Source organism: Actinokineospora auranticolor (genome assembly GCF_041897805.1).
GTDB classification, from domain to species: domain Bacteria; phylum Actinomycetota; class Actinomycetes; order Mycobacteriales; family Pseudonocardiaceae; genus Actinokineospora; species Actinokineospora auranticolor.
This window is the reverse complement of record NZ_CP154825.1, coordinates 4,740,757-4,760,076: the sequence shown is the minus strand read 5'-3', so window position 1 is coordinate 4,760,076 and position 19,320 is coordinate 4,740,757. Positions and strand designations below refer to the sequence as shown.

Sequence of the window (19,320 nt, the reverse complement as noted above, 5' to 3'; positions counted from 1 at the left end):
CCGCCTCACGACTGCTGGCGCGAACACCGGCCCGCCGGTCGCGCGCGATGCCTACCCGCGCCGAGACACCGATGTCCGGTTCGCCCGCCGCGGGTACCGGAGCGGGTCGTCGACACCGCTGACCTCGACCGGTCGCCCGCGCAGGTTTCGAACCACCGGCCACGGGGCACCTCCGGCACAGCCTCCGGGCTTCGGCTGAGGTCGGAACCGCCGCGACCGAGGCGGCCAGGGCGACCGGGTCCGGTCTCGCGCGACGCGCGGTATCACATCGTTTTTCGCACAGTGGAGGCGGAATGGTTGTCCTCGTAATCGTGTTGCTGGTGGCCTGGCTGATCGTGTCGGTCATCGGGTTCGCCCTCAAGGGGCTGGTGTGGCTGGGGATCATCGGCGTGGTCCTGTTCATCGGGACCGCCGCCATCGGAGCCGTTCGGCGCAAGGCGTCCCGGCGGTAGTCCGGGAGTCGTTCAGCGCGTCCCGGCGAGCCGGGACGCGCTGGTGGCTCACCCGGCGGGTGGTCGCCTGGAAAAGGACAGGACCGTGACCGGATCGATGCCCCTGGTGACGATCCGGTGGGCGACCTCGGAGAGCAGCGTGTTGTGGCTGCGGCCGTAGGCGCGCAGTGCCTGGAACGCGCTGTCCATGTCGATCTGCCCGGCTTGGGACAGCACACCCTTCGCCTGTTCGATGGTGACCCGGCTGTTCAGTGCGGTCTGCAGTTGCTCGGTGAGCACCTCGCCGCGCCGGATCGCGCGTTCCTGGAGGATGCCGATCGTGGCGATGTCGGCCAACGCGCGTGCGACGTCGGTGTCCGGCTCGCGCATGGCACCCGGGTGGCGGCCGAAGAGGTTGAGGGCGCCGATGGTGTCCTGGCGCAACCGCATCGGGACGGCGTGCACCGCGAAGAAGCCCTGGGCCAGCGCCTGGGGTGCGAATCGGGGCCAGCGCTCGATCCCGGTGCGCACGTCGGAGACGAAAACCGATTCCCCGGTGGTGACGCAGTCCAAGCAGGGGCCCTCGTTGACCTGGACCTGGAACAACTCCAGCAGCCTGCTCTCCTCGTTCGACGAGGCCAGTACGTGGAACCCGCCGCGCTGGTCGGTGAGCACGAGGCCCGCCTCGGCGGCGTTGAGCAGGCTGACGCAGTAGCCGACGAGTTCGTGCAGCAACTCGGCGATGTCGTAGTCGTCGACCAGCGTGTCCGCCATCCGCACGAACGCGCCCAGCAGCCGCGGCTCGCGGGCTGGTTCCGGTGTCTGCACCACAGGACCTCGTTCCTCTCTCTGCCGGTTCGGGGTGGGACTCGTGGCCCGGCCGGGCCGCGCGGACCGCAGGTCAGGGCAGTCCGAGGTCCTCGGGCCGGATCCGTTGCGACACCAGGTCGTCGGCGACGTCGTCGACGAGGCGGCCCGTGGCGAACGCGTATCCGCGCAGGCGAGCCAGGGCTTGCTCGGGCGGGAGGTCGAACGCCGCGATGAGCACCCCGGTCGCCTGGTGCACGTGGACGTGGCTCAGGGGCAGATCGCTCCACGCGCCGTCGACACCACCGTGGCGCAACCCCAGCAGGACCAGCGTCACCACGTCGACCAGCCGCAGTGCCAACCCCACCTCCTCGGCCGACATCCACCCCGGCGCGCGCCGGTACATGTCCATCGCGCCGATGCTGATCGCCCCCGCCACCAGCGGGAAGCCGAACAGCGCCCCGACCGGCTCCGCCGCGATCTCGGCCGCGAACACCGGCCAGGCCACGGTCCGCAGGTCCGGGGCGAGCACCGGCCGCCTGGTGTCGAACGCCTGGAAGCACGGCCCCTCCCCGAGGCTGAACTGCACGGCCTCGATCCGCGCGGCGACCTCGTCGGTGGCGTAGAGGCTCTCCCGGCCCGTGAAACCGGTCATCACCGAGACCGAGGCGCCGTCGATCGGCAGCAGCTCCACACACGCATGGCACACCCGCCCCAACGCCTCAAGCCCGGTCCCGCCGTCGCGCAGGCGATCCAACACGGTCTCGCGGATGCGCCTGACCGCGTCGTCGCCCGCGTCAACCACAGGCCGCCGACCACCGACGAGCCCGCACCGCACCTCCCCGCCTGCGTCAGAGCGAAGCCCTGGACGCGGCGGGGTCTTGGCCCACGCACAGAGTTGGCCGAAATCACGACGACTCTACGGCAACGCGCGGATTCCGGTACGGCCGGGTGCGGGGGCGAACCCGGCCCCGGCCCGGGCGACTGGGGGGCTGAGCGGGTTGCCCGTTGTTGTTCGGTCCGGACGGTGGACCTCGTCCGGTGCGCGCGGTGGCCAAGGGTTCCGTCGGCGGAGCGTGATCGCGTTGCCGGGCATCGCCGCGCCGCGCCCGAGGTGGGGGGATCGTGATCGGCTTGCCTCGCGGCCGTCCCGAGTGGACACCGCGATCGTCCGAACTCCTCTGCCCGACGGAGGAAATGTCACGATATGTGGTTGAGATCGCAAACGCGCCTGGCGGATCGCCGACTACCGCGTTCAACGCGTGGAGTCACCGCGCTTGGTCGGCAACCCACTCGCTTGGCGGTTTCCGCCATCCGCCACGAGACTAAGGTCGGGACGTGCGGCGGGTCCGATCGCCGCGCGCTCTGCCGAAGACGTTGGCCCTGACCCCGCCGACACGCCTCACGCGATCGACGGGAGTCCTCATGCTCGACGCGTCCTCTGATGCGCACTCCACCGGGGGAGCGGCCAACGGCCTGGACCGCCGCCACCTGGACGAGCTGCTCGCCAGGATTTCGCGGCGGTGCGGCACGCCGAGGTCCACGCGGGCGAAGGGCGGGGACGGGGCGGCCGATGGTGGCAACCCCCGCACCGAGACGCTGGTCCGCGAGATCCTGGAGGCGAGCGCCCGCGTGCTGGCCGCGTCGCCGGGCGGCCAGGGAAGTGCCACGGCGACCGAGGACCTGCTCGCCGAGGCGGTCGCGCTGATGGTGGGTATGGTCCGCGACGCCGCGGCGCACCTCGTGGACTCGACGCGACGCGAGCGCTGGGCTGTGGCGACGACCACCGCGAGCACCCGGTTGTTCCACGGGGGCGATCAGCGACCACTCGACGACCTCGCCCACCACGCCGCCGAGGCCGCCGAGGCCGACTTCGGTTCCCTGACGCTGCTGGCCGGCGCCGGGCAGTTGCGGGTGCACACCGCCACCGGCTCGCTGGCGACGAGCCTGGCGGCCGGGAGTTGCCCCGATCCGGCGACCAGCCTCGCGGGGCGGGTGGTCCGGACGGGCAGACCGACGCTGGCCGAGGAGTACCCGGAGGCGGACGCGACCGGGCCGGTCGTGATGGTGCCGCTGGGCTGGGGGGACAACCTGATCGGCACCCTGGCCGTCGGCAGGGCGCCGGGCGGGCGGCCGTTCACCGCGGTCGACGTGCGCCACCTGGTCGCTTTCGCCGCGCAGACCGCGGGCGCCATCGAGTACGCCCGTTCGGACGCCGGGCACAAGGAAGTCCGTCGGCGCGACGAGGTCAGCGCGCAGGCCACCGAACTGACCGACCAGGTGGTGGGAGACCTGTTCGCGGTGGGGCTGGGTCTGCAGCAGATGGTCGTCGCGGGCGCTCTGCCCGCGCACCGGGAACGCCTCACGGACTACGTCGAGTCGCTCACCTCCGCCACCGCGCGGATCCGCGCGTTCTTCGTCGCGGAGTTCCCCCGTCGCAGGCACCCGGTGCTCCTGTCCCTGCGACTGCTCGCGACGGTCGACGCGGCGGAACTGGCGATCGGCACGCCCATCCGCGTGTCGTTCACCGACTGCCTCAACCGGGCGCTCCCGCCCCGCTTGGCCGACGACATCATCGAGCTGGTGCAACACGCCCTGACCAGCGTCGCCCACGCCCGAGTCGTCGAACTGCGCATCGACTACCGCGACGACGCGTTCGTCGTCGCGGTGTCGGACGACGGCACGGCCACACTCACCCGATCGCGGTTGGTGGCGGTGCTGCGCGCCACCGCGGACCACACCCGTTCGGTGCGCCAGAGCCACACGGACGACGGCCGGAACCTGCTCGTCTGGACCGCCCGGACCCACTGATCGCCGCCGCGGCCCCGAGCACCCGGACCACAGGGGTGCCCATGACCGTTGTCGCCGGACCCACCTGGCTCGGGTCCGCCGCCGAGCCGTCCCCGTGCCACCGGTTCCGCCCGGCTGCCTACGCCGGGCTCTTGGCCATGTCGACCGCGAGGGTGCCCCGGTCGATCTTGGGAGACACTGGGTTGAGCCTGCCCCTGCTGTGCCCGTCGACGACATCGCTGACGAACCGGGCGACGAGGGCGGGCGCGGGCGCGATCTCCCCACCGAGGTGGCAGATCACCGGAGGTCGGTCGTTGCCGCGCGGTTCGACCGCGACGTACCAGCCGAGCGATTCGTCCCAGACGAGCATCAGGTCGCGCCGCGGGAGCGCCGCGGCGCGGTCGGTGAGTCCGATGTAGGCGGTGGCCGTGTCGGTGACCTCGTAGGTCACCGCGTCGGCGGGCACTCCGAGCTGCCCGGCCACTTGGCGGACGTAGACCGCGAGGGCAGTCTCCAAGGCCCGACTGTCTCTATCCATTGTGGACTTGGTGGTCGGCGTGGGCGCCGAGTCCGTGTCGTGCGGGTCGGCATCCGCCCGCCCCGCCGCGCGGGCGGCGAGGTGAGTCGCCGGTCTTTCGGCCTGCGGTACCGCGGTCATGGTCTGCACCTCGTCGAAGGTCGGAGAACCGGATGCGACAGGGGCGGGAGCGGCCGACCGCGTACCGCCCGGTGCCCTCGGGCACCGGGGCGGCGTGCTGGTGGTCAGAGAACCGAGACCGCCGTGGCCTGCGGGCCGCGGTTGCCCTGACCGACGTCGAACTGAACCCTGGCGTTCTCGGCGAGGCTGCGGAACCCGCCGCCGTTGATCTCCGAGTAGTGGACGAACAGGTCGGCGCCACCGTCGTCGGGGGAGATGAACCCGAACCCCTTCTCGGAGTTGAACCACTTCACGGTGCCCTGGGCCATGCGATCTCCTTGCCGCTTCGAACCTGTCGCCCCACCTCGGCTGAGGTGGCCGGGCTGCGAGTGAGGGATCAAGGAAACCCCGGGGGGCGCCGACGCGACGCTCGCCAAAAACCTCTGCGGGCGTCAAGGATCAACGAACACAAAAATCTTCAACCAATCCCCAGTGGAGCACACCCCCGGGTGGCCGTCAAGGAACGGACCGCCGTTCAGCTCCGCGCGGTGGTGGTTGTCCGTGACAACGCGTACCGTGGTGAAAGCGGGTTCGCGCCAGGCCCCCAACCACCGGGTGACGAGGACCTCGAGGACGCCCCCGCTCGCCGCTGGCCCTGCGGATCCCGGGCCACCAAAAGACACCCGGTGCCACCGACCACGCACTCGGCGCCACCGCCCGGTGTCGCGCCTTCCCGGTCCGCGCCATCCGCCCGCGGGCCAACCCTTGAGGAGTTTCCTTGTCACACCCGTATGCGGGCGACGTGTTCGCGCCGGTCTCGCCGGTCGTGTTCAGCCATCCCGCGGCCGAAGAAGCCCGCCGCACGCCGTCCGATATCGATCGACGCCGCTCGCGCGAGATCCGGTTCTTCACCGCCGCGGCGACCGACTCCGCGGTGCGGCACCCGTGAACGACAGCACGCCGCGCGGCTCCGGCACCTGCGGACGCCCGCGCGCCGTGCTGTTCACCCCGTTGGCGTTCGCCGGGCCCGACGCCGGGTACAAGCGGATCTTCAGGCGGGGTGGGAGGATCACCGACTTCGCCCTCGGCGGACTGAACCACCGGATCGAACACCGCCTGTTCCCGAACACGCCCCGCCCCACCGGCGCCACGCTCCACCGGTCGTGCCTGACCGACCCGCCACCCGGCCGGTACTGCCGGGACACGCGCACCGCGTTCACCCACGCGTGGTGCAATACTCGCCGTCCATGGACGTACGCAGGAGAAACCGCGTGACTGTCGGTGATGGCGGTCGGGACGGTGATGGGCGTCCGGTGTTGCTGTTCGCCCACGGGTTCGGGTGCGACCAGAACATGTGGCGCCTGGTCGCACCCGCGTTCGCCCAGGACCACCGCGTGGTGCTGTTCGACTACGTCGGCGCGGGCGGCTCCGACCTCACCGCCTGGGACCCGGGCCGGTACGCGACGCTGGAGGGCTACGCCACCGACGTGCTGGAGATCTGCGCCGAGCTGGGCCTGCGCGACGTGGTGTTCGTCGGGCACTCGGTCAGCGCCATGATCGGTGTCCTCGCGGCCGCTCGGGAACCGTCGCGGTTCGCCGCCCTGGTCATGGTCGGTCCCTCGCCGCGCTACATCGATGACGAGGGGTACGTGGGCGGGTTCGGCGCCGAGGACATCGATGAGCTGCTCGACTCGCTCGACAGCAACTACCTCGGGTGGTCCGCGGCGACGGCGCCCGCGATCATGGGCAACCCCGACCGGCCGGAGCTGGGTGCCGAGCTGACCAACAGCTTCTGCCGCACCGACCCCCGCATCGCCCGGCACTTCGCCCGGCTCACCTTCACCGCGGACAACCGCGACGACCTGCCGCGGGTCGGCCTGCCCACCCTGGTCCTGCAGTGCCGGGAGGACGTGATCGCCCCTGTGGCGGTGGGGGAGTACGTGCACCGCGCCGTGCCCGGCAGCGCGCTGGTGGTGCTGGACGCCACCGGTCACTGCCCGCACCTGAGCGCACCCGAGCCGACCACCGCCGCCATCCGCGATTTCCTCGCCGCGACGTTCGCGTCCCGCGCATGATGGGCCGCACCGACGACGACCGGACCGGCGGCGGCCACGACGGCGCGGCGGTGCCGGGCGGCAGCGACGCCACGTTCGCCGCGCTGCTGGAGGACGACGCCGCCGACCTGTACGACAACGCCCCTTGCGGCTACCTGTCCACCCTCCTGGACGGGCACATCGCGAAGGTCAACAAGACCCTGCTCACCTGGCTGGGGTACCAGCGCGACGACCTCGTCGGCAGGCTGCGCTTCACCGACCTGCTCACGGTCGGCGGAAAGCTCTACCACGAGACGCACTTCGCGCCGCTGCTGCGATTGCGGGGCCAGGCCGACGAGATAGCACTCGAGTTGCGGACCGCGGACGGCCACCGGTTGCCCGTCCTGGTGACCTCGACGGTCAAGACCGCCGCAGACGGGCAGCCGCTGCTGATCAGGACCTCGGTCTTCGACGCCCGCCAGCGCCGCGCCTACGAACGCGAACTCCTGCGCGCCCGGCGCGAGGCCGACGCCGAGCGCGAGCAGGTCGAACGGGAACGGGCGCGCCTGCAGCAGCTGAGCGAGACCCTGCAGCGCACCCTGCTGCCGCCGATCCTGCCCGTCGTGCCCGGCATCGACGCCGCCGCGCACTACCACGTCGCCACCCACGAACAGGTGGGCGGCGACTTCTACGACCTGTTCCCCCTCGGGCCCGACCGCTGGGGCTTCTTCCTCGGCGACGTGTGCGGCAAGGGACCCGACGCCGCCGCCATCACCTCGCTCACCCGCTACACCCTGCGCGCCGCGGCCGTCTACGACCCGGACCCCGCCGCGGTCCTGTCCAACCTGAACAACGTCCTGCTCCAACAGGACTACGCCCGCGACGCCCGCTACTGCACCGTCTTGTTCGGACTCATCAGCCCCGACGGCGACGGCTTCACCCTGACCCTCGCGGGCGGCGGGCACCTGCCCGCGCTGCTCACCCGAGCCGACGGTCGGGTCGAGGCGGTGAGCACGGCGGGCGGGCAGCTCATCGGGATCCTGCCCGACGCGCGCATCGCGGTCACCACCACGCGCCTCGAGCCCGGGGACAGCCTGCTGCTCTACACCGACGGCCTCACCGAGGCCCGCCACCCCGACGGCACCTTCCTCGGCGAGGAACACCTCATCGCGCTCGCCGCGGACTTCCGCGGCCACGACGCCCGCACCATCATCGACACCCTCGCCCGCGTCCTGCACGAGCTCGGCGACCGGCTCACCGACGACACCGCGCTGCTCGTCCTCACCGTCCCTACGACCAACGGGGACACCCGATGACCGACCTCACGATCACCACCAGCACCACCGCCCGCGCGCACATCATCACCATCAGCGGCGCACTGGACATGACCACGGCACCGAAGCTGCGGCAAGCCTGCGAGGCGCTGCCCCGCGGCGCGGCCCGCGAACTCGTCCTCGACCTCGCGGGCCTCGACTTCTGCGACTCCAGCGGCATCTCCACCTTCATCACCGCCCACCACCACGCCACGGCCCTCGGCGCCACCTTCGCCCTCACCGCCGTACCGCCCCACATCACCAGGATGCTCGCCATCACCGGCCTCGCCGACTACTTCACCCTCCACGACACCGCCGGACAAGCCGACCGCCCCTGACGAGCCGAGCGCCGGCCCGAACCAGCCACCGGAGCACGCGGACGTGTTGCTGCTCGCCGAGGCTCTTGGCCGACAGCGGCACGCACGTCCCAGAGGGGAGCACCGGCACCCCGTCGGTGGGTGACCGGACGCTGGATGTGGTTGGTGTGAAAGGGAACCGGGACGCCGTCACGCCGTGGTCCGCAGCGCCTTCGCCACCCGCCGCCCCGACGTCGCGGCCGTGGCCCGAGCCCGGTCCCCGCCGCCGCCGACCGCGGTTCGGGCGGTTCGTGCCTGCCGGGTCCGGCCGGTGGTGCCGGGGTTAGGCACGTCCCACGTTTCGGGCGAGGAGCAGCGGATGTCGGCTGGCAGGCAGCAACCCGCGCGAACGGGGTCGGCTGACGGGGGTCGGGTGGCGTCGCCGTGGGACCCGGGGTCGGCGGAGGCGTCCGACACCGGGATGGAGCGGTTCGCCCGGCTCGTGACCAGGGTCGTGGGGACCCCCGTCGCCTTCGTCGCGCTGGTCGAGCCCGATCTGCAGGTGTTCCCCGGCCCGATCGGGCCGTCGGATCCGTGGGCGGCGTGGCGGTCGGCCCCGCTGTCGCGTTCGCTGTGCGGCCGGGTTGTGCTCTCCGACGAGCCACTGGTGCTGCCCGACACCGGCGCCGACGAGCACTGGCGTGCCGATCCGGCCATCGTCGACCTGGGTCTCGCCGCCTGCGCGGCGATGCCGCTGACCGATCCCGACGGCCGCGTCCTGGGTGCGCTCTGCGCCCTCGACACCGCCCCCCGCTCGTGGATCGATGCGCGGCTGCGGGACCTGGCCGACACCACGGGCCTGGCCGAGGTCCGCGGCAGGGTCCGCGACCTCGTGACCAGCGACCTCAAACCCCGCTACGTCGGTCTGGTCCTGATCGAGGGCAGGCGGTTGCGGCGGCTGGTCGACCACACGGACGTGATCCCGGTCGAACACCGCTACGAGAGCTACGGGCTCGACGACGACTGGCCCACGGCCCGCGCGGCGCGGGACAACACCACCGTCGTCATCAACGGCACCGCCGACCTCATCGCGGGCGGCTACTGCGCCGAGGCGGTGGCGGCGTTCGAGGGGGTGGCGGCGTTCGAGGGGGTGGGGCTGCGGTCGGCGATCTGCGTCCCGCTACCCGGCGCCGGGGGACCGCTGGGCGCGCCGGCCATCTGCTGGGACACCGACCACCGCCTCGGCGTCCTCGAGCGCGCCGTGGTCACCGCGCTGGCCGACCGCACCGCCCGCGCCGTGGAGCGCGCCCGCTACCTCGACAACCGGATCAGCACCGCCCACCAGCTCCAGCAGGCCATGCTCACCGCGCTGCCCACCGTCGACGGGATCGAGATCGCCGCCCACTACCGACCGGCGGCCGCCGACGAGCTCGTCGGCGGTGACTGGTACGACGCCTACCCGCTCCCCGCCACCGCCGACCTCCCCGCCGGGCTCGCGGTCACCATCGGGGACATCACCGGCCACGACATCCGCGCCGCCACCCTCATGGGCCAGGTCCGCGGCATGCTCCGCCAGGCCGACCTCGACCACCCCCGGCACGGCCCGGCCACCACCGTCACCGCGGTCGAGTTCGCCAACCGGATCCTCGACCTGCGCGCCAGCGGTACCCTCGCGCACTGCCACCTGCGTCCCCGACCCGCCGGTGGCTGGGACCTCACCTGGGTCAACGCCGGACACCCCGACCCGCTGCTGCGCCACCCCGACGGCGCCGTCGAACCGCTGCGCGACCGCGCCGTGATGATCCACCCCAGCCTGGCCGACCCCGACCGGGCCGATCACCGCCGCACCCTGGCCCCGGGAACGCCCCTGCTCTTCTACACCGACGGCCTCACCGACCGCCGCGGCCACGACCCCGACGAGGCCACCGGCCTGCTCACCCACCTGCTCGCCACACCCACACCGGTCCGCGAGCGCGCGCACCGTGCGGGCAGCGGCAAGCACCACCAACCACCCCAGCATGTCCGAACAGGACACTTTCGCGCCCGCCCGCTCTCCTCCCGGTACGCCCGGGTGATCAACGGAGGTCACACCATGCCCACCCGCGAGCGCCTCCGCCCGGCCGCCCTGGCAGGCGTGCTCACCCTGGCCGCGACCGCGGCCCTGCCCTCGACCCCGGCCTCGGCGGGCGCGCTGGATGTCACCTGCCTCCCGCCCAGCGCCACCGCGGTCGCCTTCAGCCCGGCCCTGACCGCCACCCCGCGGAACACCACGGTCTCCGTGTCCACCCGGTACGGTCCCTGCGTCTCGGCCGGCACCCGCGCCCTGACCTCCGGCACCAGCGGCTTCCAGGCCCCGGCTCCCGGCTGGTCCTGCCAGACGCTGCTCCACCCCTTCCCCAGCACGTTCACCATCACCTGGAACACCGGCCAGACCAGCACCATCACCGGCAACGCGACCGCCACCATCACCGCGGGCACCCTCGTCTACACCCTGACCGGCACCGTCACCTCCGCCTGTTCCACGGCGACCACGCGGTGCAGACCAGCACCGCACCCGCCGCCGACATCCTGCTGTGCACCCTCGGCCTGGGCGACGTCCCCGGCATCAACTCACTCGTCACCCTGACGATCACCTCCCCCTGACCGCTCAGCCCTGGGCCCGCTCCGCCACAGCGCGGGGGACAGCCGACGCGCGTTCGCGCACTGGACGCGCCGAGAGGTGTCCGTCCTCACACAATGTAGCTAATCGAGTTAGTGACTTAATTGGTAAGCTAACTCGTATGACACCTTCTGCTCCCGACGCGCCCACCGGTGGACCGGACCAGGTCGCGGGCAGGTGGCGGGTCGAGTCCCCGGGCGTGGGGAACCCGGTCATGGAGCGCCTGCAAGAGGTGGGCGCGTTGACTCGGGTGATCGAGAAGCGGCTGAGCGGTGCTCTGGGGGTCAACGCCACGGGCTTGTCGGCGATGGAGCACCTCGCGGGCGAAGGCCCGCTGACCGCGAAGGACCTCGCCGACCGGCTGCGGGTCTCCACGGCGGCGAGCACCCACATCGTGGACCGGCTGGAACAGGCCGGGCACGTCGTCCGCCGCCCGCACGCCACCGATCGCCGCAAGGTGCTGGTCGAGCCGGTCCAGGGGTCGATGACCCGGCTCTTCGACCACCTCAACCCGCTGCTGCGCGGTGTGGAGAGCCTGGTCGAGGCACTGAGCCCCGACGACCGGGACGCGGTGGAGAACTTCCTGACCGAGGTCGTGCGGATCTACACCGACACCGCCGACTCCCTGCCCCAGGACTGACCCCGGTTCAGCGGGCGGGTGGCCCGGCTCGCCCCCGCGCCACCCGGAACACCGCGAGTTCCCCGACGTTCGTCCGCGGCGGCTCCGATGCCCGCCGCGCACCCCGCTCGTGCGTCGCGGACGCGGACGGCAGACCGTCCGCGTCCGCGCTGATCAACCCGGTTCGGAGTGGAAGTCATGGCTGTTCCTGAGAAGACCAGGTCGAGGTCGATGTGGTGGCTGCTGGCCACCGTGCTGGTCGTCGAGCTGATGGACCTGCTGGACTCGACGATCGTCAACGTGGCCGGTCCGGCGCTGGAGCGGTCCCTCGGGGCGAGCCCGGTGGGATTGCAGTGGGTGATCGGTGGCTACGCGCTGCCCTCGGCGCGGGCCTGGTGCTGGGCGGGCGCCTGGGCGACCGCTACGGGCGCCGTCCGATGTTCCTCTTCGGCCTGGTCGGCTTCACGGCCGCGTCGCTGCTGTGCGCGATCGCGCCGAACCTCGGCCTGCTGATCGCCTTCCGGTTGGTCCAGGGCGTGGCCGGGGCGATGATGCTGCCCCAGGGGTTGGGCGTCCTGCGCGACAACCTCACCCCGCGCGACCTGACCAAGGCCCTCACCGTGTTCGGTCCCGTCCTCGGGCTCGGCGGGGTGCTCGGCCCCGTGCTGGGTGGCGCGCTCGTGGACTGGGACCTGTTCGGGCTCGGCTGGCGGCTGGTGTTCCTGGTCAACGTGCCGGTCGGCCTCGCCGCGCTCGCGCTGTCGTGGCGGTTGGTGCCCCGCGGCGGGCGGACCGGGACGCCGCGGGTGGACGTCGTCGGCGCCGTCCTCGTCGCCGCCGCGTCCGCGCTGCTGGTCCTCCCGCTCAACGAGGGGCACACCGCGGGGTGGCCGCTGTGGACCTGGCTGTCGCTCACCGCGGCGGCGATCGGGTACGTGGCGTTCGCTCTGTGGCAGCGCCGCGTGGTGCGCCGGGACCGCGCCCCCCTGGTCACGCCGAGCCTGTTCGGCAAGCCGGCGTTCACCGTCGGGCTGGTCGCGGTCGCGTTGTTCTTCGGCGGCCTGATCGGCACCCAGTTGGTGCTGACGTTCTTCCTGCAGATCGGGCAGGGCTTCACCGCCGGGCAGGCCGGCCTGGGCAACCTCCCCGTCGCGCTGGGCACGGCCGTCGGCGGCGGCATCAGCGGCGGACTGCTCGCCGCGAAACTCGGTCGCGCGGTGCTGCGCACCGGTGCCGTGGTCCAGCTCGCCGGGATCGCGTGGCTGTGGCTCGCGCTGGCCGACACGTCCGGCTTCACGATCTGGCGGATCGTGCCCGGCAGCGTCGTCACCGGGATCGGCGCGGGCATCGTGATCGCCGCGGTGTTCAACACCGTCCTCGGTGCCGTCGCCGACGACGAGGTCGGCTCCGCCTCCGGGGTCCTGTCCGCGGTCCAGTCCATCGGCGGCTCGGTCGGCGTCGCGGTGTTCAGCACGGTGTTCTTCGCCGGTGCCCTCGCGGGCCGGGCCACCGCGAGCTTCCGCGACGCCCTGGTGGTCCAGGCGGTCATCATCGGGGTGTTCCTGCTCATCTCGCCGCTGTTCCCCCGCCGAGCCCGCCCCGACGACACCGACCTCACCGACACCGACCTCACCGACACCACCACCTCGGCCGCTGACGCGACCGCCGTCGGCGAGTTCCGCTGACCCGCGCACGGCCAACCACCTCGGGCAAAGGAGGACGTCCCATGTCCCGCAGCGTCTTGATCTCCGGAGCGGGCATCGCAGGACCCGCGCTGGCTCTCTGGCTCCACCGGTACGGCATGACCCCGACCGTGGTCGAACGCGCCGCCGAGCCGCGCCTCGGCGGGCAGACCGTCGACCTGCGCGGCGCGGGCCGCACCGTCATCGAACGCATGGGCTTGGCGCAGGCCGCGCGTGAGCGCGTGACCCGCGAAGAAGGCGTGCGCTTCGTCGACGGCGGCAACCGCGTCCGGGCCTCGTTCGGCAGCGACGCCCTCGGCGGCGACGGGTTCGTCACCGAACTGGAGCTGCTGCGCGGCGACTTGGCCGACCTGCTCCACCAGCGAACCCGGGACGACACCGAGTACCTGTTCGGCGACGAGGTCACCGGCCTGACCGAGACCGGCGACGGCGTGGACGTCACCTTCCGCACCGGCCCCGACCGCCGTTTCGACCTCGTCGTCCTGGCCGACGGGTTCCGCTCCCGCACCCGCGGTCTCGCGTTCGCCGACATCGCCCGCACCCGGTCCTTCGGCCTCTACACCGCCTACTTCACCATTCCCCGCGCCGAATCCGACGGTCGCTGGGCCCGCTGGTACAACGCCCCCGGCCGCCGCGTCGTCCTCCTGCGCCCGGACAACCAGGGCACCACCCGCGCGTCGCTGTCGTTCCTCACCCCGCGACCAGGTCTCGACCGGCTGGAGTCCCCGGCCCAGAAGCGGTTCCTGCGCCACCACTACGCCGACGCGGGCTGGGAAACCACCCGCGTGCTGGACCACATGGACGGCTCCGCGGACTTCCACTTCGAATCCGTCGGGCAGATGCGCCTCGAACAGTGGTCACGCGGCCGGATCGCCGTCGTCGGGGACGCGGGCTACTGCGCTTCCCCGCTCAGCGGGATGGGCACCAGCCTCGCCCTCGTCGGCGCCTATGTCCTCGCGGGCGAACTCGACCGCCACAGCAGCCACCGCGACGCGTTCCGCGCCTACGAGAACACCATGCGGCCCTACGTCACCCAGGCCCAGAAGGTGTCCTGGTTCGCGCCCAGGCTGGCGTCCCCGAAAACCCGCACCGGCATCCGGATCCTCCACGCCCTCGCCCACCTCGCCACCGACCCCCGGCTCAGCCGCTTCGTCACCCGGTTCACCAACCCGCCATCCGACGCCGTCGACCTCCCCGCGTACCGGACCCGGCACTGACAGCGGACCCGCGACGCGCCGCTCGCCACGGGTGCCCCCGCGGCGAGCGGCGGTGTCCACCGTCAGGCCCCTGCGGTGCGGGGGAGGGCCGCTCCGGCGATGATCTCGTCGGGCCGCTCGGTGTTGCCGGGCTGTGCCGCGGTGGCCATGGCGTGGCGGGCGTCGGACTCGGCGGTGCCGGGCGGGACCACCAGCAGGCTGATGCGCAGCCTGCCCGGACCGGTGGCGGTGATGGTGTTGCGGGGGTGGGAACGGAAGCCTTCCAGCCGGATCTGGATCTCTCCGGCGGTGAACCGGCGCGGCACCGGGTCCCAGGCGAACAACTCGTAGGACACCCGGCTGAGGTGCCCCAGCCGCTCGGCGAGGGCCCCGTTCAACGCGGCCAGTTCGGCGGTGAGGTCCGTCGACCGCGGCCACCAGGCGCCGTCGACGAAACCGGTGGCGGGGCCCGCGGGTTTGAGCCGCAACCGCAGCGGCGGAGGTGAGTTCCCGGCTGACGCTGGTGAGGTCATGTGGGTTTCCGTTCTGGTGTGGGGCGTGCGGGGCACGAGCGGTTGCGCGGTCGCGAGTCCGCGGTGACCGGCTCTCCCACGCGGGCGGCTGTGTCCGATGTGGCCACGGTCCTCGGTGGGCGCGAGTGGCTCATCCCGGGTGCGAAGCGAGCCGCGGGCGCCGCGGATCGCTCGTCATGGCGGACGCGGGAGCAGCCGCCGTGTGGCGCGCGATCCCGATCGCCGAGGCGACCGCCGCGGCGAAGCCGATGACGGCGACGGCCGTGAAGCCGGGGCGCACGTGGTCGTCGAGCACGAGCACGCCGATCAGCGCGGAGAGCGCGGTGTTGGTGGTGGACATGAGGGCGGTGACGGTCGTCGCGGCGCTGTGCTGGAGGGCGAGGGCGAACAGGGCGGCGCCCACGGCGCCGTTGAGCACGAGGGCCCACAGCGACGGTTGCAGCACGAGCAGCCACGCCGTGTCCGGGACCGCCAGGGTCCGGGCCGACACGCCGACCGCGCAGAACGCGACCCCGGCGCCGAAAGCGAGCACGTGAGGAGACCACGGCGCGGCGCGGCGCTTGGCGTGGCTGCCCGCCACCGCGACCAGGAACGGTGTGGCCAGCAAGCCGATGACGCCCGCGGTCGGCAGTGCCGCGGCCGTGCTCGGTGCCGCGGCGATGCCGAGCATGCCCAGACCGACCGCCCCGAGCCCGAGCAGCGCCCAGCCGGTCGCGGCGAGGCGGGCGCCCAGCACGGCGGAGATCGTCGCGGTCACGCCGACGCTGAACGCGAGCATGGCTTGGACGAGGAACAGCGGGAGGTGCCGCAGAGCGAGCGCGGCCAGTGCGAAACCGAGCAGGTCGACGCCGAGACCGAGCAGGTAGAGCGGTTGGCGGCGCAGCCCGGTCAGGGCGGAGGCCCCGCCCAGGAACGCCTTGGCGCGCCGGACCGCCGCCGATTCCAGGACCGATCCGCTGCCGGAGGACAAGGTGGCCAGCGCGGCGAGCAGGTACCCGATGATCATCGAGTGCTGCTGCCGGTGGCCACGCCCGCGTTGGCGAGCCGGGCGAGCCGCTCGGGATTGGGCCACCGGACGTTCGTGGCCCAGCCGAGCTTCTCGAACACCCAGATGACCCGGGCGGAGATGTCGAGCTGCCCGCGCCGGACGCCGTGGCGGGCACCGGTGGGGTCGGCGTGGTGGGAGTTGTGCCAGGACTCCCCGCAGGACAGGATGGCCAGCGGCCAGAAGTTGGCGGACTTGTCGCGGGCGGCGAACGGCCGGTCGCCGATCAGGTGGCAGATCGAGTTCACCGACCAGGTCACGTGGTGGAGCAGGGCGACGCGGACCAGACCGGCCCAGAAGAACGCGGTGGCCGCGCCCCACCACGACATCGTGATCAGGCCACCGAGCAGGGCGGGCCCGAGCAGGGTGACGACGGTCAGCACGGGGAAGAGCCGGTCGACGAGGGCGATGTCGCGGTCTGCCAGCAGGTCGGGGGCGAAGCGACGAGGGTTGGTCTTGTCGCGGTCGAACATCCACCCCATGTGGGCGTGCCAGAAGCCCTTGGCCAGCGCGGCGGGCGACGTGCCGAACCGCCACGGCGAGTGCGGGTCGCCCTCGCGGTCGGAGAAGGCGTGGTGGCGGCGGTGGTCGGCCACCCAGCCCACCACCGGACCCTGCATGGCCATGCTGCCCGCCACGGCCAGACCCACGCGCAGACCCCGGTTGGCCTTGAACGCGCCGTGGGTGAAGTAGCGGTGGAACCCGACGGTCACCCCGAGGCAGGTGAGGAAGTAGAAGCCGGCGGCCAGCCCGATGTCGACCCAGGACAACCCCCAGCCCCACGCCAGCGGCACGGCGGCGGCCACCGCGAGCAACGGGACCACGGCGAACAGCTTGACCAGAAAGTTCTCCGTGGCGCTCTTCTCCCCGGCCAGCATCGGTTCGGGGGAGCGGCGTTCAGCGGGCGGTCGAGGTGCGAGAGCGGTAGTCACAGAGTTTTGGCCAATCGTTTGCGCGAGTCATCGCGTCCGAAAAAAGGGCGTCCGAGTGGACGACGTGGCGAGCGCGGCTGCGCGCCTGGGAAGTCGAACGGTCGGAGTGCCGATACGAAGTCGGGAAGCGGGTTCGAGCTCGCGCTTGGCACTTAAGTGGAGAGTACCCGTTATTGCCGGTGTTCAAGCACCGGCGCCGCGGCGAGGGGCCCGGTGACCGCGAAACCTGGCCGCGCGCAGCAGGGCGGCGACCCGTCTGACCAGGGCGGACGCCGTGAGCACCCCGGTGGGAAGCGCGCGGACCAACACGTGCGCGGTTCCCGGTCGTGGACTGCGACCCGATCCACTGGAACGAGGCGTTCGCCCGCGTGGCCGCCGCGCCTGCGAACTAGTGGCCCGCGTCCTGGGCGCGCAGGGCGCGCCCAACCTCGTGGAGGTGGCGCAGGACGTGGCGGTAGGTACCCAGGAGACCGCACTGGGCGTATTCGATGCCGCGTTGTTCGCAGAACTCGCGTACGAGGGGTTGCGCGCGGCGGAGGTTGACGCGCGGCATGCTGGGGAGAAGGTGGTGTTCGATCTGATGGTTGAGCCCACCGAGTGCGACGTCGACCCACAGGCCGCCCCGAACGTTGCGGCTGCTGAGGACTTGCTTGCGGAGGAAGTCCAACGCGGTCGCGTCGGTGTAGGTGGGCATCCCCTTGTGCCCGGGCGCGAAGGAGCATCCCATATAGACACCGAACAGACCCTTGGTGCACGGCGATGAACGCGATCGCCACAGGTGGGGACAGCACGAGGAACACCGCTGCCAGGTAGCCCACGATGTGCGCCACCAGCATCACCGCCTCCGACCGCCGAGCCTTGATCCCGCCGTGCCAGACCGCCCGGATGCCTGACCAGTGCAGGCTCAACCCCTCCAACAGGAGCAGGGGGAAGAACAGCACGGCCTGGTGCTCCGCCGTCCAGCGCACGAACCCGCCGCGATCGAGGGACTGGCCGCGGGTGAAGGCCAGGATGGGGATATCGAGGTCCGGGTCCTGGTCCTCGTGGTTGGGGTTCGCGTGGTGGCGGGTGTGCTTGCCCATCCACCAGCCGTAGCTGATCCCGACGAGAACGGCCATGAACCGGCCGACCCGGTCGTCGGCGCTCCTGGAGCGCAGGATCTGCCCGTGCCCGGCATCGTGGCCGAGGAAGGCGAGCTGGGTGAACACGACAGACAAGAAGATCGCTGTACCCAGCTGCCACCACGAGTCGCCCAGTAGCACGAACCCGGTGCACCCGACCGCGAAGAGCAGCAGGGTGAGGCTGATCGTCACCGCGTAGTAGCCGCGGCGGCGGTCGAGCAGGCCGCGCGGCGCACCACGCCGATCAGGGCGGCGAAGTCGCTGTGCGGCGGAGTGTAGTGGGCAACAGCACCACTCGCGGTGGGTGGAGCGGACATGGTGAGCCCTCCCGAGTCCGGCGTCGCCGGGGACTCGGTCAACTTGTCGTTCACCGTGATGGTTTCCGCTGGGAGCGTGGCGCAAACAAGCCGGTCCGCCGGCGTGCGGGGGTCACGGTCGTCGTTCGCCCCGGCGTGGACCGGGGATGCGGATGGTGTCGAGGTCGGTCTCGCCCGCGATGACGGAGGTGGCCAGGGTGGCGAGGCGTTGGCTGTGTGAGCGGGCGTGGTCGCGCAGTGCGGTGAACGCCTCGTCCATGGTCAGGGAGCCGTGTTGGGCGAGGATCCCCTTGGCCTGCTCGATGACGACGCGGCTGTCGAGCGCGGTTTGCAGTTGGGTGGACAGTTGCTGCCCGTGCTCGATGGCGCGGTGCTGCAGGATGGCGATGGTGGCCACGTCGGCCAGCGCCTGCCCCAACGCGAGGCGCTCGTCGTCGAGCGCGCCCGGCTCGGTGCCCAGCAGGCTCAACACGCCGATGACTTCTTTGCGCAACCGCATCGGTATCGCGTGCGCGGAGCTGAACCCGCACTCCCGCGCGGCGGCGGTGAACCGGGGCCACCGCGGTCCGTCGGTCGCCAGGTCGGCACAGCTCACCGGCATGCCGGTGCGGACGCAGTCGATGCACGGGCCGCTGTCGACCTGCACCGCGAACTGCTCCAGCAGGTCCGCTTGCCTCGAGGTGCTGGACAGCACCTCGAGGTTGCCGTCTGGCGCGCGCAGGATGACCCCCGACGCCCCCACCGACAGAAGTTCCGCGGTCCTGGTGGTGAGCAGGTCGAGGAACTCGGCGATCTCGAAGTCGCCTACCAGGGAGTCGGCGAGCGTGACGAAGGTGCGGGAGACCCGCCGTTCTCGCGAAGTCGCGCTCAGGGCGCGGGACTTGTCCG

19 protein-coding genes and 1 pseudogene are annotated in these 19,320 nt (G+C 72.1%); 11 read left to right on the top strand and 9 right to left on the bottom strand.

What is annotated here, in order from left to right:
* Nucleotides 1-293 precede the first annotated feature (293 nt).
* A complete protein-coding gene (locus tag V5P93_RS21020) occupies nucleotides 294-452 on the top strand; it encodes a hypothetical protein (protein WP_181043730.1) in 159 nt (52 codons plus the stop codon).
* Nucleotides 453-500: 48 nt separating this feature from the next.
* Here the strand turns inward: V5P93_RS21020 and V5P93_RS21015 are convergent, their stop codons facing one another.
* Together V5P93_RS21015 and V5P93_RS21010 are read right to left on the bottom strand one after the other, a co-directional pair.
* The gene (locus tag V5P93_RS21015; RefSeq protein ID WP_245931558.1) at nucleotides 501-1,259 is read right to left on the bottom strand and encodes a GAF and ANTAR domain-containing protein; all 759 of its coding nucleotides are present in this window, start codon (nucleotides 1,257-1,259) and stop codon (nucleotides 501-503) included.
* Nucleotides 1,260-1,332: 73 nt separating this feature from the next.
* Nucleotides 1,333-2,043 carry a GAF and ANTAR domain-containing protein gene (locus V5P93_RS21010; protein WP_245931559.1) on the bottom strand — a complete coding sequence of 237 codons (711 nt, stop codon included), beginning with the start codon at nucleotides 2,041-2,043 and terminating at the stop codon, nucleotides 1,333-1,335.
* A gap of 620 nt (nucleotides 2,044-2,663) precedes the next feature.
* On the opposite strand from V5P93_RS21010, the gene V5P93_RS21005 reads away from it, so the two are divergent.
* Nucleotides 2,664-4,049 carry a GAF domain-containing protein gene (locus V5P93_RS21005; protein ID WP_104481500.1) on the top strand — a complete coding sequence of 462 codons (1,386 nt, stop codon included), beginning with the start codon at nucleotides 2,664-2,666 and terminating at the stop codon, nucleotides 4,047-4,049.
* 118 nt (nucleotides 4,050-4,167) lie between these two features.
* Here the strand turns inward: V5P93_RS21005 and V5P93_RS21000 are convergent, their stop codons facing one another.
* Together V5P93_RS21000 and V5P93_RS20995 are read right to left on the bottom strand one after the other, a co-directional pair.
* Nucleotides 4,168-4,545 carry a DUF6292 family protein gene (locus tag V5P93_RS21000; protein WP_245931560.1) on the bottom strand — a complete coding sequence of 126 codons (378 nt, stop codon included), beginning with the start codon at nucleotides 4,543-4,545 and terminating at the stop codon, nucleotides 4,168-4,170.
* Nucleotides 4,546-4,790: 245 nt separating this feature from the next.
* On the bottom strand, nucleotides 4,791-4,994 hold the full coding sequence (locus V5P93_RS20995) for a cold-shock protein (protein WP_104481501.1): 204 nt from the start codon (nucleotides 4,992-4,994) through the stop codon (nucleotides 4,791-4,793).
* 449 nt (nucleotides 4,995-5,443) lie between these two features.
* Between V5P93_RS20995 and V5P93_RS20990 the strand changes: the two genes are divergently transcribed.
* From V5P93_RS20990 to V5P93_RS20950, 9 genes are all read left to right on the top strand, one after another.
* Nucleotides 5,444-5,614, top strand: a complete 171-nt coding sequence (locus tag V5P93_RS20990) for a hypothetical protein (protein WP_181043731.1) — start codon at nucleotides 5,444-5,446, stop codon at nucleotides 5,612-5,614.
* Complete coding sequence (locus tag V5P93_RS20985) at nucleotides 5,611-5,940, top strand: hypothetical protein (protein ID WP_374065054.1); 330 nt, start codon at nucleotides 5,611-5,613, stop codon at nucleotides 5,938-5,940. The genes V5P93_RS20990 and V5P93_RS20985 overlap by 4 nt, the downstream gene beginning before the upstream one ends.
* Nucleotides 5,937-6,740: an alpha/beta fold hydrolase gene (locus V5P93_RS20980; protein ID WP_281261690.1), complete on the top strand. Its 804-nt coding sequence runs from the start codon at nucleotides 5,937-5,939 to the stop codon at nucleotides 6,738-6,740. Before V5P93_RS20985 ends, V5P93_RS20980 begins: the two co-directional genes overlap by 4 nt.
* Nucleotides 6,737-8,014: a SpoIIE family protein phosphatase gene (locus tag V5P93_RS20975; protein WP_245931561.1), complete on the top strand. Its 1,278-nt coding sequence runs from the start codon at nucleotides 6,737-6,739 to the stop codon at nucleotides 8,012-8,014. The genes V5P93_RS20980 and V5P93_RS20975 overlap by 4 nt, the downstream gene beginning before the upstream one ends.
* On the top strand, nucleotides 8,011-8,349 hold the full coding sequence (locus tag V5P93_RS20970; protein ID WP_104481504.1) for an STAS domain-containing protein: 339 nt from the start codon (nucleotides 8,011-8,013) through the stop codon (nucleotides 8,347-8,349). The genes V5P93_RS20975 and V5P93_RS20970 overlap by 4 nt, the downstream gene beginning before the upstream one ends.
* 337 nt (nucleotides 8,350-8,686) lie before the next feature.
* Complete coding sequence (locus tag V5P93_RS20965; RefSeq protein WP_104481505.1) at nucleotides 8,687-10,933, top strand: SpoIIE family protein phosphatase; 2,247 nt, start codon at nucleotides 8,687-8,689, stop codon at nucleotides 10,931-10,933.
* Nucleotides 10,934-11,087: 154 nt separating this feature from the next.
* A complete protein-coding gene (locus V5P93_RS20960) occupies nucleotides 11,088-11,606 on the top strand; it encodes a MarR family winged helix-turn-helix transcriptional regulator (RefSeq protein WP_245931562.1) in 519 nt (172 codons plus the stop codon).
* 332 nt (nucleotides 11,607-11,938) lie between these two features.
* Nucleotides 11,939-13,270: an MFS transporter gene (locus tag V5P93_RS20955; RefSeq protein ID WP_245931564.1), complete on the top strand. Its 1,332-nt coding sequence runs from the start codon at nucleotides 11,939-11,941 to the stop codon at nucleotides 13,268-13,270.
* Between the two features lie 41 nt (nucleotides 13,271-13,311).
* Complete coding sequence (locus V5P93_RS20950; RefSeq protein WP_104481507.1) at nucleotides 13,312-14,505, top strand: FAD-dependent monooxygenase; 1,194 nt, start codon at nucleotides 13,312-13,314, stop codon at nucleotides 14,503-14,505.
* A 62-nt stretch (nucleotides 14,506-14,567) separates the two neighbouring features.
* Here the strand turns inward: V5P93_RS20950 and V5P93_RS20945 are convergent, their stop codons facing one another.
* The 5 genes and pseudogenes from V5P93_RS20945 to V5P93_RS20925 form a co-directional block, all read right to left on the bottom strand.
* Entirely contained in the window at nucleotides 14,568-15,017 is a 450-nt protein-coding gene (locus tag V5P93_RS20945; RefSeq protein WP_181043732.1) for a DUF5994 family protein, read from the bottom strand.
* A 130-nt stretch (nucleotides 15,018-15,147) separates the two neighbouring features.
* On the bottom strand, nucleotides 15,148-16,023 hold the full coding sequence (locus tag V5P93_RS20940) for a hypothetical protein (protein WP_181043733.1): 876 nt from the start codon (nucleotides 16,021-16,023) through the stop codon (nucleotides 15,148-15,150).
* Nucleotides 16,020-16,940, bottom strand: coding sequence for an acyl-CoA desaturase (locus tag V5P93_RS20935; RefSeq protein ID WP_104481509.1), 921 nt, complete (start codon nucleotides 16,938-16,940; stop codon nucleotides 16,020-16,022). Before V5P93_RS20935 ends, V5P93_RS20940 begins: the two co-directional genes overlap by 4 nt.
* 442 nt (nucleotides 16,941-17,382) lie before the next feature.
* Nucleotides 17,383-18,432 (bottom strand): annotated as a pseudogene (locus V5P93_RS20930) (fatty acid desaturase).
* Nucleotides 18,433-18,544: 112 nt separating this feature from the next.
* Nucleotides 18,545-19,243, bottom strand: a complete 699-nt coding sequence (locus tag V5P93_RS20925; protein ID WP_374066525.1) for a GAF domain-containing protein — start codon at nucleotides 19,241-19,243, stop codon at nucleotides 18,545-18,547.
* Nucleotides 19,244-19,320 lie beyond the last annotated feature (77 nt).